The organism is Halobellus inordinatus (assembly GCF_024464655.1).
Lineage (GTDB): Archaea > Halobacteriota > Halobacteria > Halobacteriales > Haloferacaceae > Haloquadratum > Haloquadratum inordinatus.
On the sequence record NZ_JANHAV010000001.1, the window covers coordinates 822145 to 837212 of the forward strand.

14 protein-coding genes are annotated in these 15068 nt (G+C 66.3%); 9 read left to right on the forward strand and 5 right to left on the reverse strand.

The genetic code is table 11. The features are described 5' to 3' along the window. Positions 1-86: 86 nt before the first annotated feature. The 5 genes from NO347_RS04190 (at position 87) to NO347_RS04210 (ending at position 4490) form a co-directional block, all read left to right on the forward strand. Positions 87-953 carry an inositol monophosphatase family protein gene (locus NO347_RS04190; RefSeq protein ID WP_256288391.1) on the forward strand — a complete coding sequence of 289 codons (867 nt, stop codon included), beginning with the start codon at positions 87-89 and terminating at the stop codon, positions 951-953. A gap of 70 nt (positions 954-1023) precedes the next feature. Next, positions 1024-1704 (forward strand): YqjF family protein, encoded by a 681-nt coding sequence (locus tag NO347_RS04195; protein ID WP_256288392.1) that lies wholly within the window; start codon positions 1024-1026, stop codon positions 1702-1704. A gap of 221 nt (positions 1705-1925) precedes the next feature. Beyond that, positions 1926-2384 carry a CopD family protein gene (locus NO347_RS04200; protein WP_256288393.1) on the forward strand — a complete coding sequence of 153 codons (459 nt, stop codon included), beginning with the start codon at positions 1926-1928 and terminating at the stop codon, positions 2382-2384. A gap of 8 nt (positions 2385-2392) precedes the next feature. Further along, positions 2393-2860 (forward strand): PH domain-containing protein, encoded by a 468-nt coding sequence (locus NO347_RS04205; RefSeq protein WP_256288394.1) that lies wholly within the window; start codon positions 2393-2395, stop codon positions 2858-2860. A 1-nt stretch (position 2861) separates the two neighbouring features. Further along, the gene (locus NO347_RS04210; RefSeq protein WP_256288395.1) at positions 2862-4490 is read left to right on the forward strand and encodes a PH domain-containing protein; all 1629 of its coding nucleotides are present in this window, start codon (positions 2862-2864) and stop codon (positions 4488-4490) included. A gap of 61 nt (positions 4491-4551) precedes the next feature. Here NO347_RS04210 and NO347_RS04215 read toward each other — a convergent pair whose 3' ends face one another. From NO347_RS04215 to NO347_RS04225, 3 genes are all read right to left on the reverse strand, one after another. Further along, on the reverse strand, positions 4552-5211 hold the full coding sequence (locus NO347_RS04215) for a bifunctional 4-hydroxy-2-oxoglutarate aldolase/2-dehydro-3-deoxy-phosphogluconate aldolase (RefSeq protein WP_256288396.1): 660 nt from the start codon (positions 5209-5211) through the stop codon (positions 4552-4554). 127 nt (positions 5212-5338) lie between these two features. Further along, a complete protein-coding gene (locus NO347_RS04220) occupies positions 5339-6100 on the reverse strand; it encodes an ABC transporter permease (RefSeq protein WP_256288397.1) in 762 nt (253 codons plus the stop codon). Beyond that, entirely contained in the window at positions 6097-7005 is a 909-nt protein-coding gene (locus tag NO347_RS04225) for an ABC transporter ATP-binding protein (RefSeq protein WP_256288398.1), read from the reverse strand. Before NO347_RS04225 ends, NO347_RS04220 begins: the two co-directional genes overlap by 4 nt. Positions 7006-7281: 276 nt before the next feature. On the opposite strand from NO347_RS04225, the gene NO347_RS04230 reads away from it, so the two are divergent. After that, positions 7282-8718: a PQQ-dependent sugar dehydrogenase gene (locus NO347_RS04230; RefSeq protein WP_256288399.1), complete on the forward strand. Its 1437-nt coding sequence runs from the start codon at positions 7282-7284 to the stop codon at positions 8716-8718. A 21-nt stretch (positions 8719-8739) separates the two neighbouring features. On the opposite strand, the gene NO347_RS04235 is transcribed toward NO347_RS04230, so the two are convergent. Continuing rightward, positions 8740-9654 (reverse strand): DUF7547 family protein, encoded by a 915-nt coding sequence (locus NO347_RS04235; protein WP_256288400.1) that lies wholly within the window; start codon positions 9652-9654, stop codon positions 8740-8742. 301 nt (positions 9655-9955) lie between these two features. Further along, positions 9956-11131 carry an MBL fold metallo-hydrolase gene (locus tag NO347_RS04240; RefSeq protein ID WP_256288401.1) on the reverse strand — a complete coding sequence of 392 codons (1176 nt, stop codon included), beginning with the start codon at positions 11129-11131 and terminating at the stop codon, positions 9956-9958. Positions 11132-11440: 309 nt separating this feature from the next. On the opposite strand from NO347_RS04240, the gene NO347_RS04245 reads away from it, so the two are divergent. From NO347_RS04245 to NO347_RS04255, 3 genes are all read left to right on the forward strand, one after another. Continuing rightward, the gene (locus NO347_RS04245) at positions 11441-12436 is read left to right on the forward strand and encodes a sulfurtransferase (RefSeq protein ID WP_256288402.1); all 996 of its coding nucleotides are present in this window, start codon (positions 11441-11443) and stop codon (positions 12434-12436) included. 296 nt (positions 12437-12732) lie between these two features. Next, positions 12733-13911 carry an NAD(P)/FAD-dependent oxidoreductase gene (locus NO347_RS04250; RefSeq protein WP_121568411.1) on the forward strand — a complete coding sequence of 393 codons (1179 nt, stop codon included), beginning with the start codon at positions 12733-12735 and terminating at the stop codon, positions 13909-13911. A 2-nt stretch (positions 13912-13913) separates the two neighbouring features. Continuing rightward, positions 13914-14756 (forward strand): helical membrane plugin domain-containing protein, encoded by an 843-nt coding sequence (locus NO347_RS04255; protein ID WP_256288403.1) that lies wholly within the window; start codon positions 13914-13916, stop codon positions 14754-14756. The last annotated feature ends 312 nt before the right edge of the window (positions 14757-15068 follow it).

Here is a 15068-nt window from a genome sequence, read left to right on the forward strand (position 1 = left end):
TGTCCCGGGAACGGACGACGAAGCGTAGGATCCAAACACGTTCACAAACCGAACAGTTCTTGTCGCGTTCGCTCCGTGTCGCGGGTATGAACGGTCGATCGTCGGACCTGGCGTTGCTGGAGGCCGTCGCCGCGCGGGCGGTCCGCGCCGGCGGCGACTATCTGGCGGACGCCTTCCGCGACCTCTCGATCGAGGCCGAGTACGGCACCGACGACGTGAAGTCGGCCGCAGACCGGGAAGCCGAGGACCGCGCGCTCGACGTGATCCACGACGCGTACCCCGACCACGCCGTCCACGGCGAGGAGTCCGGCCGCGCGGGCGAGCACCGCTACGAGTGGGTCGTCGACCCGCTCGACGGGACGAACAACTTCGCGGCCGGGATCCCCTCGTTCGCCACGGCCGCCTGCGTGCTGTGCGACGGCCAGCCGCTCGTCTCGGCGATCTACGAACCCCTCCCGGACTCGCTGTATCTCGCCCGACGCGACGGCGGGGCGACTGCCGACGGCAAACTCCTCAGCACCGAGAGCGATCTCTCGCTCTCGCAGTCGACCGTCTCATTCGTCGTCGGGCTGCCGGCCGTCCGCGACGACGAGCGCCGTGCGGCTGCCGAGCGCGTCGAAGCGGCGGTCGACGCGCGCTGCAAGCGCGTCATCAACACGTGGTCGCCCTGCGTCGACTGGGGTCTCCTCGCCCGCGGCGGGATCGAGGGCCTCGTCGCCTTCCTGCCGGACGTCTACGAGCAGTACGCGGGCGAACTCCTCGCGGCGGAGAGCGGCGTCGAGAGCCGGGTGCTCGATGTCGACGTCGCCGCACTGGACGACGCCGACGAGTCAACGGACGCTGCAACGGAACACGGCACCACGGAGACCGGCGTCGGCGGGCTCTACGTCGCCGCGACCGACCGGACGAAACTGGATCAGCTCGTCGACGCAGCGTCCGGAGCGATCGAGTGAGGCGACAGGAGAGTGCGAAAGGGACTCACACACAGGGAAGCCGCAAGTGTCCGGGGTGCCTACGCTCGGTATGGACCTCCTCCAGATGCGGTGGCGCGACGCGCTGTTCGCACACTGGCCGGTCGACCCCGCCGTCGTGTCGGCTCGGCTACCAGAGGGTCTCCAGGTGGCGACGTACGACGGCGACGCGTGGCTGGGCGTCGTCGGCTTCGTGATGGAGGACATTCGGCCGCGAGGGGCCCCGCTCGGCCTCTCGTTTCCGGAGTTGAACCTCCGAACGTACGTCACGCGCCCCGGACGCGACGACCACAGCGTCTACTTCTTCAGCCTCGACGCGGACGACCGCCTCGGCGTGCTCGTCGCCCGGGGGCTCTTTCGGCTCCCGTATTTCAGTGCCGAGATGCGTGTTTCGCGGGAAGACGACGCCGTGACCCTCCGTAGTCGCCGCACGCAGTCCGGCGCTCGGCCGGCGCACTTCGAGGCTACGTATCGCCCGACCGGTGAGCAGTTTACGCCAGAGGCGGGGACGCTGGAACACTTCCTGACTGAGAACTACCGCTTCTATACGGACGGCGCGAGCCTCTACTACGGCGACATCGCCCACCCGCCGTGGCCGCTCGTCGAGGGAACCGTCGAGATCGAGACGAACACGCTGTTCGAGGCCGACGGATTCGAGCGGCCCGCCGGCGACCCACTCGTCCACTACTCGCCGGGCACGGAAGTGACGGCCGAGCGAATCCGGACGGTCTGAGTCTTTCGGTGTCTGATGCTGTCGGACAGCAGTTCGCGAATCATTTTGGCACCCACGGGGTGCTGATAATTTTCACATCCTTCTGTCCGACAGTATGAGTTTCTCCAGGTGCGGGTGTTGCACGCGGCGTCGGCACACGACACGCGGCGCCGACCAGACGTGGACATCGACGCCGACACGAACCGCCGGGTTTCAAGCGCCGTCGATCCTTTTGCGCCAGTATGGTAATTGACACGGTTATGACGACCCTGCACGTCCTCGTGGGGGCGTTGTGGGTCGGCAGCGTCGTCTTCGTCGCCGGAGCGATTCTTCCGGCCGCAGTCGAAGGTGCGCTGGACGCGGCGCCCTTAGAGAAGATCGCCGATCGGCTGGTCTATCTGTCGCGTGGGGCCTCGGTCGTGATGTTCCTGACCGGCGGTCACCTCGCCGGGACGGGCTACACGATCGAATCGCTCACCGGCACCGGACGCGGTCACCTCGTGCTCGCGATGCTCGCGCTGTGGCTTGTGTTCACCGCGCTCGTCGAGATCGGCCGGAGCCGACTCGTCGGCGGCCTACAGGAGAAGCGCGTCCGCACGCCCGCCAAGTCGGTGACGACGATCTTCCGGGCCGCTGCAGTAGTCGGCATCCTCCTGCTCGTCGACGCCGGCCTGCTTTCGGCTGGCCTCGTCCCGTACTGAACACAACAATGAACCGTCTGCATCCCCGCGTCCGACTTCTCTGGGTCGCGCGGGCCGTCCTGACCGCAGCCATCCTGGGTGGCGTCGCCCTCGCCGTCCAGCGGATCCTCGCGCCGCCGTGGCTCCCCGGGTGGACTCCGATCGGCGTCTTCGTCGGCTTCGGTGCGCTCGGCGTCGTCGTCGCGCTCGCCCGCTACCGCGTCTGGCGCTACGAGGTCCGAGAGGACTCGCTGTATCTCGAACGCGGGGTGCTCACGCGAGTTCGGACGGTCGTGCCGTTCGTCCGCGTCCAGCACGTCGACACCGCCCGGTCGCCGATCGAGCGCGTGGTCGGTCTCGCGAGCACCGTGGTCTACACGGCCGGCTCTCGCGGGGCCGACGTGTCGATTCCGGGCCTCGCACCGGACGATGCAGACGACCTCCGCGAGCGGCTGAAACGACTGGCGATCCGCTCGGAGGGCGAGGACGCCGTCTGAGATGCCGCAGTCGCTCTCACCGCTGTCGGTTCCCTATCGCGTGCTGCAGCGGGGAAGCGGCATCGCCGTCGCGCTCGCGTTCGGCCTCGGCGGCGGCTTCGAGATCCCGGGCCTCGGCCCGGCCGGCCCGATCGTCCTCTTGCTGGTCGCCGGCCTCGCCGCCCTCGGCCTCATCGCCTACGAGACGGCCTATGTCCGGCGGTTCAGCTACGAACTCACCGCCGACACGCTCGATATCGACTCCGGTGTGTTCTCCCGGCGCAGCCGCGAGATTCCGCTTCGCCGGATTCAGAACGTCGACATCTCGCGGAACGTCATACAGCGCGTCCTCGGGATCGCCGTCGTCTCCTTCGAGACGGCCGGAGGAGGCGACACCGAAGCCCAACTGCGGTTCGTGTCCTTCGAGGAGGCAAAGCGCCTCCAGCGGGAGCTCCCGCGGCTGAAACGGCAGGCAGAGCGCACTGGCGAGGAGGGCGAGGCGACCGAAGCGGCCGAACGTGGCGCCGTCGAACCGGAACTCGAGGAACTGTTCGCGCTCGATCGGAGCGAACTCGCCATCCTCGGCGCGCTCTCGGTCGATCCCCGCGTTCCGGGTGTCCTCTTCGTGCTCGTCTCGACCGTCGGGTCCACGATCGTCCCGGCGTATCTCACGACGGTCCGCGGGACGACGCTCGTTGGCGTCGCCGCGGCCGTGCTCGTCGGCGTCGCGGTCGTCTCCTGGATCGTCGGGGCCGTCGCGGCCATCGTGGAGTACTACGACTTCCGCCTCGTTCGCTCGGGCGACGAGTTACAGTACGAGCGGGGTCTCCTCCAGCGCTACGACGGGTCGATCCCGTTCGACAAGATCCAGACGCTGACGATCGCCGACAACCCCCTCAAGCGGCACTTCGGCTACGCGACGCTGTACATCGAGACGGCCGGATACGCCCCCGGCGGAAGCTCTGGCGGCGGGTCACGCGGCTCGGAAGCGGCGATCCCGCTCGCCAAGCGCCAGCACGTCCTGACTCTCGTCGAAGAACTCGAACCCCTCGGCGATGTCGACTTCCAGCGGCCGCCAACGCGGGCGCGGCGTCGCTATCTGGTCCGATATCTGCTTGTCGTCGGCGTCTTCGCGGCCGTGCTCTACGCCGCTCGATCGCTACTCCCAGTCTCGTTCCCGCTGTGGCCGCTGCTGCTGTTGGTTCCGGCCGCGGCCGGGTTCGCGCACGCGACCTGGAAGCATCGGGGCCACTGGCTCGGCGACCAGCACGTCGTCACCCGGAACGGCGTGCTCCAGCGGGAGACCAAGATCGTCCCCTACTACCGGATCCAGACCGTGATCGACTCCCGGACGGTCTTCCAGCGGCGACTCGGTCTCGCGACGGTTACCGTCGATACCGCAGGGTCACTCTCGCTCGGAGGACAAGACGCCGCCGCGGTCGACGTCTCGGGCGAGCGCGCCGACGAACTGCGCGCAGAACTCGAAGCCCGCCTCGGCCGCGCCGTCGACGCCTATCGGGCGGGACGGGCGGGTATCGGCGTCGACGAAGCCGCAGACGCGACGTCGAACGGCTCGGTCTCAGGCTCGTCCGCGGAGGGCGGACCGGACGATTCAGGCGCTCCGGACGAGTCCGGCTCCACAGACGCGTGACGGCGGAACCGGCGGCAAGCGGAGACAGCGCTGTCCGAACGGATTCCACACCTCCGGTGTGTCAGTTCTCACGTGCCGCGTCGATGACGCGTGTGAACTCCCGTGCGGTCTCGGTGATCGATTCGAAATCGCCCGCAGCGATCGCCTCGTCGTCCATCAGTGCGCTGCCCGCGCCGACGACCACCGCGCCGGCGTCGATGTAGTCGGCGGCGTTGTCGACGTCGATACCGCCGGTCGGCATCAGTGGAATCTGCGGCAGCGGGCCGGCGATGCTCGACAGGTGGTCCGGCCCCATCGACGACGCGGGAAAGACTTTGACGAGGTCGGCGCCCGCCTCGTAGGCGTCGAGCGCCTCGGTCGGTGTGAGAGCGCCCGGCGCGACCACCGTCCCGTAGCGGTTGCACGTCTCGACGACCCCTGCGTCGAACGTCGGGCCAACCACGAACTCGGCACCGTTGGCGATGGCCGCGCGCGCCGTCGCGGCATCGAGGACCGTCCCCGCGCCGACGATCGCCTCCTCGGCCGAGAACGACGCCGACACCTCCGCGATGAGGTCCATCGCGTCCGGGTTATCGGCCGTGATCTCGAAGGCGGTCACGCCCCCGTCAGCCAGCGCCGACGCGACGTCGATGATCGTGTCCGCGTCGGCCCCCCGCATCACTGCGACGACGCCGCTGTCCACCAGTCGTTGTACATCCTCGTTCGTGTCGGGAGTGACCATCTCGTCTACGGACTCGGCGTCTGCGAGAATAAATCCCGGCGGCGCGATGGCCGCGGTCCAGCGTGCGCGCGGTCCGGCGTGCGTCGTTTCCGGCCCGTCCGCGGCACCGCACGCGTCAGCCGACGCGTCAGTCTGTCCGCGGCACCGCGAATGCGCCGGCGACGAAGAACGCGATCGCGAGCACGACGACGGCGGCGAGGTTCGGGAGCGCGACCGTCGTCGCGTCGGCGTACGTCACTGCGCGGATGCCGCGGGCGACGTACGTCAGCGGCGAGAAGCCGAGAGCCGGGCGGAACCACGCGGGCAGGAGATCGGGCGTGACGAACGTCTCCGAGAGGAACAAAAGCGGCAGCGCGATCGCGTTCGAGGCCGCGATGACGCCGTCCTGTGAGTCCGCGACGCGGCCGATGATCGCCCCGAGCCCGCAGAACAGGACGACGCCGAGCGCGACGAACGGGACCACGAGCAGCGTCGCCGGCGTCGCCGGAATGGCCGTCCCGGTGACGAGGATCGAGAGCGCGAGCAGCAGCAGCGCCGCGACGCCGATCACCACGACGTTCACGAGCGCCTGCGCGAGCAGCCACTCGACGCGAGAAAGCGGCGTCGTCGCCAGTTTCTCGAAGCGGCGACCCTCTCGATAGCGAGCGACCGTGCTCCCGACGCGCGACAGCGGCGTGAACAGCACGACGACCGCGAGATAGCCCGCGATGTAGTAGCCCTTCGGCTCGGCGAACAGGCCGCCCCCGGTCGGCTGGGTCTGTACCAGCGCGCCGAAGATCACGACGATGATCGCCGGGAAGAAGAACGTGAAGAACACCGCAGTCCGGCGCCGGAGGAAGGCGTGCCAGGAGGCGGTGAACTCCGCGCGGATCCGACCGAGCCGAGTCATCGTTCCGCCTCCTCGAACGACGTTCCGGTGAGTTCGAGATACACGTCTTCGAGATCGGGCTGTTTCCACGTCAGCGATTCGAATTCGACGCCCTGGCTCTCGAAGGCGGCGACGACGTCACCGATCTCGCGCGGGCCGACGTCCTCGACGACGAGGTGGCCGTTCCGCGCCGACACGTCGTAGCCGACGCCGGACGCGTCGAGAGTCGCCGGCGACGCGTCAGTCTCGAAGAGGAGCCGGCTCCGTCCGCCGTGCGCCTCGACCAGTTCACGCGGGGGTCCGCGCGCGACGAGGCGACCGTCGCTCAAGAAGCCGACGCGGTCCGAAAGCCGCTCGACCTCCGCCATCGAGTGGCTCGTGAGAAGCACCGTCGTCCCCCCGGACGCGAGGTCTTCGAGTAGCCCCCACAGCGCGCGCCGCCCCGCGGGGTCGATCCCGGTGGTCGGTTCATCGAGAAACAGCACGTCGGGGTCGTTCACGAGCGCGATGGCGACGCAGACGCGACGCTGTTGCCCGCCCGAGAGCGTCTCGTACCACTGCTCGGCCGTCTCGCCGTCGATACCGACGTCGGCGAGGACGGCGTCGGGATCGCGTGCCTCGTCGTAGAGGCCGGCGTACTGCCGGGCCAGTTCGCGCGCCGTGAGTCGGCCCGCCGGCGAGAACGACTGCGGGAGAAGTCCGATCTGTGACTCCTCGACTCGGTCGGGGGCACTCCCCAGCACGGATATCTCTCCTTCGACTTCGGTGGTCCCGGTCAACGCCCGGACCAGCGTCGTCTTTCCGGCCCCGTTGGGGCCGACGAGGCCGAACACCTCCCCGGGGTCGATCTCCAGCGAAACGCCGTCGAGGGCCGTCACGTCGCCGTAGGACTTCCGAACGTCCTCGGCGACGAGTGCCGCTGTCATACTTCTGCGTCGGGTCCGTCGGGTGGTAAGGGGTTCGGATTCGCTCTCCGAGCGACGGTTGATCGGGACCGGAGCCCGGACGGACGAGTTGGCTCCGAACGGACGAGCCCTCTCCGACGGATGAGTACCTTCCGACGGACGAGTGCTTATAGGGGTTATCGTGAGTCTCCATAGATGTCTCGCCGGACGATACGGCGAGAGTCTCCGAACAGTTACGAGAATCCCTATTACGGCCCGGACGAACTACCCTTGTAGGTTCGGCCCTTCCGTCGCCGTATGGATCGACTCCGCAGACGCCGATTCCTTCGCGCGGGCGTCGCCGCCGGATTCGCGTCGTTCGCTGGCTGTAGCGCTCCGAGCGGATCTGACGAGGCAACCGAGACAGATGGGCCGGGCGCGGGAACTGACGAGGGCGGGACGGCGATGGATGGGTCGACGACCGACGAGACGGGTGGGGCAGGGACGCGAGTCCCGAAACCGACGGAGACGGACGGGCCGCGACCCGAACTCGCCGACGCGCGGGTCGCGCTCGACCCCGTGGCGTCGGGCTTCGCAGCGCCGCTGGATTTCGTCGCGCCCGCGGGCACCGACCGTCGATTCGTCGTCGACCGCGACGGCCGGATCTGGGAGCTCACCGACGAGGGGCGGCGTGAGACGCCGTTTCTCGACATCTCCGATCGCGTCGTGCTCGGGAGCGAACGCGGCCTCCTCGGCGTCGCCGCGCATCCGGACTTCGCCGACAACGGTCGGCTGTACGTTCGCTACAGCGCAGCGCCGCGAGCGGGAACGCCCGGCAACTACAGCCACACAGCAGTTCTGGCGGAGTTCACCGTCGACCCGGACGCACGCACTGCCGCCGCCGACCGAGAGCGCACTGTACTCGAAGTCCCCCAACCCCAGGGCAACCACAACGCCGGCGCGGTCGCGTTCGGCCCGGATGGCTACCTCTACGTGCCGTTCGGCGACGGCGGCGCGGCCAACGACGTCGGGACGGGTCACGTCGGAGACTGGTACGACGCGGTCGACGGCGGGAACGGCCAGGACGTCACGGAGAATCTGCTGGGGAGCGTCCTCCGGATCGACGTCGACGGGCGCGGCGGCGTCGACGGCGCCGACGGTGACAAACCCTACGCGGTCCCGTCGGACAACCCGCTCGTCGGTCGCGAGGGACTCGACGAGCAGTACGCCTGGGGGTTTCGGAACCCCTGGCGGCTCTCCTTTTTCGGCGAGGACCTCTACGTCGCCGACGTCGGCCAAGGCGCCTGGGAGGAACTGAACCTCGTCGAACGCGGCGGCAACTACGGCTGGAACGTGCGCGAGGGCGCACACTGCTTCCGCCGGGACTCCTGCCCGACGACGACGCCCGATGGCACGCCCCTAGTCGACCCAGTCGCCGAATATTCACACGACGAGGGCGGAATTTCGGGCGTCTCGATCATCGGCGGCTTCGTCGTGAACACCGAGACGCTCCACGACCTGCGCGGCGCGTACGTCTTCGCGGATTACCTCGCGCGCGGTCGACTCTTTGCCGTCGATACGGGTGCACGGCCGCCGTGGGATATCGCGCCCGTCTCGGTGGTCGGCGATACTGATCTCGGACAGTACGTGCTCGGGTTCGGCCGCGACCAGGACGGCGACCTCTACGTCCTCACGACCGGGCGAACCGGCGGCGAGGGCGACAGCGGTCGCGTCGCTCGTCTCGTCGCGCCATAGCGTGGGCGGCTGCCGCCAGATTCAGGACTCGGAGACCTCGTCTTCGTCGTCGCCCGCTGTTTCCGCTGAATCCGACGTCGCCGGCGTGTCGTCGTCGCTCTCCTCCGATCGCTCCTCGCGCGGTTCGACGTCCTCTTTGATCGAGGCGAGTTCGGCTTCGACGTCGACTTCGGGCGCGTCAGCAGACGTCTCGTCGGCCCGCTCTCCGTTACCGGCCTCTTCCTCGCCGTCGGCTACACTTTCGCGTTCGTGACTTCCGCGCTCGCGACGGTCACACTCGTCTATAACGTCGATTTCGACCCCTCCGGATTCGGAGATGTCCTGATCGAGAGAGTCATCTCTCTCCTGTGGACTCTCATCGCGGCGGTACCCATACCGCTCGGCGTCGCTCTTGCGGGACGTCTCTGCGAGGCGCGTCGACACCTCCGCGGAGAGCCGACGGGCGTCTTCGAGCAGTTCCCGCGAGGACTCTTCCGGCAGGTCGGACTCCGAGAGCGCGGTCTGAAGCTCCGAGAGCGCTCGCTCGACGCCCGAGACAGCGCCCCGGCCCACGCCCGCGACGCCGTCGCTCAGGCGCACCGTCGACGACCCGCGCGCTCGGTCGCTCCGCTCGAACGCCGACCGCTCGGGGTCCGCGAGCCGGAGCATTCCGCGGAGCAGTTCGAGCGACTGGATCGCCGTCTCCAGCGTGGCGATGAGCGTCGGGAGGGTGTACTGCTCGGTGAACCGGAACAGTTCCGAGAGCGACGGCGGGCGCGGACGAGTGCCTCTCCGTCGCCCCCTCTCGCCTCCGAGGCGGCTGTCGTCGGCCGTCTCGGCGCGCTGTCGGGAGGGATCGTCGGCCTCGCGAAGTTCGTCACGAAGCGCTGCGAGCGTCCGGTCAAGATCGTCGAGGAGCGCCGGAAGGTCCTCGCCTGCGGGGTCTCTTGAGGCCATATTCGATCTACGTCTCGGGCGCTGAAAAGCGTGTGCGCCGCTCGCGGATCAGTTCACGAGGAGACGAGCGCTCACGGGTAGACGGGTCTTGACTGCCGCACGGGCAGCGCACAAAAGGACAGCCGTTCCGAGCCGGGACTGACGCTCGTGTGGAACGACGGCTCGACGCACCAGGGAGAGAGGTGGTCGAGGTGCGGCATCGAGTGCGACTTTCCCCTGGTCGATCGCACGTGGCGTGCGGCCGATCGGGAGACTCGCAGACGATACCTGCTAAATGGGGACTACGGGAAGGTCGCGCCGATTAGTCGTCGGCGACGGTGCTCTCCTCGGTCGCCGCACAGCGGTTCGGGCCCAGTTCGAGCTCGGTCTCTTCGCTCTCGTCTTCGGGCTCGTACTCGCCGGCGTTCGTCGCGATGACCTGCTCGTAGTTCGGCGGCTTCGACGGGAGGTTCTCGAACATATGCTCGACGAACTCGTCTTCGGACTGCCGGATGAGCGTGTTGTTCTCCCAGATGTAGCCGACCGTGGAGAACATCGGCTGGCCGGGCGTGACGTCGACGTACTCGCCGTCGTTGGTGACCGAGAAGTGACCCGGCAGGATCTTCACGTCGTTCGGCTCGGTCATGATGACGTTCTGGAGCGTGTTGTACTGGACGCGGGCGCCGTCGCGGGCGTCCTTGTCGGCGAACTGGAGCTCCGTCCGGCCGATGGACTCGACGAACAGCGTGTCGCCCGTCATCAGGGCCTCGTCGTCGACGAGGTACGACGTCATCCCGGTCGTGTGCCCGGGCGTGTGGACGGCCTTGATCTCTACGTCGCCGAGTTCGACGGCGTCGTTCGGCTCGATGGCGTCGAACTCGAACTGCGGGTCGCGCGTCTCGGCGGGCGCACCCAGGTGGTACGGCACGTCGAGCTTGTTCGCGAGCTTTCGACCACCGGAGATGTGGTCGGCGTGGATGTGCGTGTCGAAGACGTGCGTGACCTTCAGACCGCGCTCGTTGGCCGCTGCGACGAACTCGTCGCTCGCGCGGGTGACGTCGATGAGCGCCGCCTCACCGGCGGACTTCGAGCCGACCACGTAGCCCAGACAGCCCTTCGAGCGCCGCTGGAGCTGCAGGATGACCAGGTCGTCGTTGGACGTGGCGATCGGTGCCACGTCGTAGACCATACTCCAGGCCTCCATTCCGCCCTCGACGGTCTTGACGTCGTGGGCGTAGCCCTCGCGCTCGAGGTACTCCGCGAAGCTTTCGGCGGAGTTCCCCGTCGCACAGATCGTCACGACGGTGTCGCCGGCGCCGATGTCGTCCTCGTCGAACTCGCCGACGAGTTCGTCGTTCGAGCCGGAGTACTCGACGTTCTCGGCTTCGGCGATGTGCCAGTCCTCGAAGGACTCCGGATCACGCGAGTCATAGAGGATGAAGTCCTCGTCGGCGTCGATCATATCTCGCAGTTCTTCGGCGGTGATTGTCTCGACCATCGTCGGTGCGATATTGTAGGCGTGTACCTAAACCATTTCCAGCAGGGAGAATATTTTGTGCAAAACCGGCTCAGGCGGGCCGATTGCGGCAAAGAACCAGAAATTATTGTGTATATTATTTTCATCGTGTGCGTCGCGGGACGTTCGAGATAGTGGTTTAAGACCGTGGGAAGCACCAATAACGTCTTGTATCCGTACTCCCAAATTCGTATTGTACTGAAAATGCAATATAATGGGGCTGAGGAATCACTGTCAGAGCTGCCGCCCAGCTCGAAGTTTATCTATCACGTCCTCTCACACGAAGGGTCGATGACGTTGAAACAGATCACAGAAGAGACGCTCCTGTCCTCGCGGACGGCCAGATACGGGCTCAACGAACTGGAAGACGCCGACCTCATCCAGTCGGCACCCGCCCTCCACGACGGTCGACAGACCTGCTACAGCATTCAGCAGCGGTCGATCGGGGACGACAGGACCGGCTACTCGGAGTCGGTACTGGTCAAACCCGACTTCCTTGCACGAGAGATCCCGGACTTCGAGGAAGACGATCCGGATCTCCGCTTAGTCGAGGTCTCGACGAAGTACGACGAGGGGCACATCCCCGGCGCGATCGAACTCGACCCCCGCCGCGACTTCTCGGCGTCGGGGCGTCGCGTCATCCCGGACGCCGATCGCCTCGAAAGCGTACTGGGCGAGCGCGGTATCACACCGGATTCGACGGTCGTCCTCTACAGCGACGGTTACAACGAGTTCGCCGCGTTCGTCTACTGGACGCTCAAGTACTACCAGCACCGGGACGTCCGTCTCCTCAACGGCGGCAAACGCTACTGGACGGAGAACGACTACCCGACGACGACGTCGGAGCCGACGGTCACGCCCGTCGAGTACGAGGCGTATCCCCCGAACGACCGGATCCGCGCCCACCGCCGGGACGTCCGCGATGCGCTCTCGGACGACGTCGCTATCGTCGACGTCCGCTCGCCCGAGGAGTACCGCGGCGAAGCCGACGACCCGGCGCGTGCGAGCGGCCACATCCCGCACACCGTCAACATAGAGTGGACGAGCGTCGTCCGCGAGTGCGGCCGTTTCGAGCACGCTCGGGCCCTCGAACGACCCTTCGCCGAGGCCGACATCGATCCGACAGACGACATCATCGTCTACTGCAACATCGGTGAACGCTCGGCGCTCGTGTGGTTCGCCCTCTCGGAACTGCTCGGCTACCCCGACGTCTCGAACTACGACGGCTCGTGGTCCGAGTGGGGCAACCTCGTCGACGCACCCGTCGAAACTCCGGACGAAGAGTAACGCCCCCAAGCCCCTTCGCCGTCTCGTGTGTCGGCGACTGACCGATCAGCAGTGTTCTCCCTCTTTTTGCCCACCGTGTCCTGTCACGCTGTACTATCTGCAATAATTCTACTAGATGTTTGTAGTAATCGATGATTTAGTATACGTATGAATAGATTGTCACCAGACAGATTGCTGCGACCCGCCGCCGGAATGCAGCAATTATTTCCCAAAAACTCCGTAATGTGGGATAGATTATGCAAAATACGTGGTGTATGTCACCATTCAGGTGGATCTCAAACTAAGAACGGATGGCTATGGATCAGATAGTAGTTCTCGGTGCTGGGGTCGGTGGCGCGATGTCCGCCAATATGCTCCGGCGTCGACTGGATAGTAGTGACGCGGAGATCACTATCGTCGACAAGAGTACCCAACACGCCTATCAGCCATCGTACTACCTGCTGCCGTTCGGCTATATGGAGCCGGAAGACCAGTTCCGCGACGTCAGCGAGGTAATGCAGAGCGGCGTCGAGTTCCTGCAAGGTGAGGTAACAGGCGTCGATCCGGACGCCAAGACAGTCCAACTCGCCGACGACGAACTGTCGTACGACTACCTCGTCGTCTCGCTGGGACACCGCCTCGCGGCCGAGGCGACGCCCGGAATGATGGAAGGATGGGAAGACACCGACTCGGTGTTCCCGTTCTACTACTTCGACGCGGCGATGGAGATGCGCGAGGCACTCCAGGATTTCGACGGCGGCACGTTCGTCGTCTCCGTTCCCGACACGCCGATCAAGTGCGGCGGCGCGCCGCTGAAGATGACTATGCTCGCGGAAGACTACTTCCAGCGACAGGGCATCCGCGACGACGTCGACGTGGTGATGACGAAGGGCGGCGACGCCGTCTTCGGCGTCTCGCCGTACCGCGAGAAACTCGAAGAGATCTGGAGCGACCGCGACATCGAGTTCCGCGGCGGCTTCACCGTCAGCGAAGTCGACCCCGACGAACAGGTCATCCACTCCGAGGACGGCGAAACCCAGGAGTACGACTTCTACGCGCCCGTCCCGCCGCAGTACGGCCAGCCGGCGCTCACCGACAACTCGCCGTTGACGGAGGGCGACGACGAGCACGACGGCGAGTACGTCACCGTCGACAAGCACACGCTCCAGCACACCGAGTACGAGGACGTCTTCGCGCTCGGCGACGCCGGCAACACGCCGAACGCCAAGACGGCCGCCGCGGCCCGCAAGCAGGCACACGTCGTCGTCGACAACCTCGAATCGCATATGGAGGGACGCCCGCAGACGGCCAAGTACAAGGGCTACGCTGCCTGTCCGCTCCTCACGAAGAAGGGTAAGGCGATGGTCGCTGAGTTCGACTACGAAGAAAGCATCTCCGCACCCGTCGAGAGCCGGATGAACTGGATTATGGACATCAACATCCTACCCAGTTTCTACTGGAACGCCTGGCTCCACGGGTACGACCCACTCCCCTGACTATGGCGAGCGAAAATCGATCCCTCGACGCCGACAGCGAGATGGAGATCGAGAACCGGGAAGAACTACTCCGGACGATCGACGAGAACGCGGACGAACTCGCAGAGCTCCTCCGGATGCTCGCACAGACGGAGGACCTCGCCGAGGACCTCGTCCCCGAACTCCGCGAGACGGTTCGCGAGAACCGCGAACCGATCCGCGAGCTGCGCGTGGCGTTCGAGCGCGAGGAGACCCTCACGCTGCTGACGAAGGTCGGTGAGGAATCGGACACGCTCTTGGAACTCCTCGACGTCCTCGCGGCGTCGAAGGGACTCGCCGACGACCTCATTCCGGAGCTTCGTATCGTCGTCCAAGAGAACCGGGATGTCCTCGAACGGCTCCGGCTCTCTCTAGAGAAAGAAGAGACGATTATCCTGCTCGAACGCCTGGGCGAGAACGCGGACACGCTGATCGAGATGCTCGATCTGCTCGATGCGACCCACGACCTCGCGATGGAGCTCACGCCGGAGCTTCGCGACGTCGCCCAGGACAACCGCGACGTCATCCGCGACTTCCGGATGGCGGCCGCCGGGTTCGCAGACGCCCACGCCGAAAGCGACGTCGAGATGTACGAGCTGGGGCGGAACGCGGGCAATATGGTCGCACTCGTCGAGACGCTCGGCGACCCGAAGGTCACCAAGGCGCTCGACGAGACAGTAGAAGGGCTCGCACAGGACGATCCCAAGCCGGTCGGGTTCTTCGGGCTCATCGGCGCGCTGTTCGACGCCGACGTGCGACGTGCGCTCGGACGGCTGCTCGCCGCAGCTCGGGGTCTCGGGAGCGTCGACTTCGACGACTCCGAATAACGGAAACCGATCGGTTTTTATTCCTTGGGTCGTTATAATTCGGTACTACGAAAACAGAATTTCGCTTCTGCGGAAGTTTTGTTCTATTCTTCGAAGATCCGCCAGCAGATAGCGAAAAAATAGGTTCTATAGCGCCGGCTTAATACACAACGTCCTAAGGCCGAACTGCAATGACTGAGCCTACGGCAGACCCCGACGAATCGGCCGGCGCCCCCGGAATCGGCGATCAGTTCCCCCAGCTCACCGTGGAGACGAGCCACGGCGAACTGACCATCCCCGACGACTACGAGGGCAAGTGGCTCGTCCTGTTCA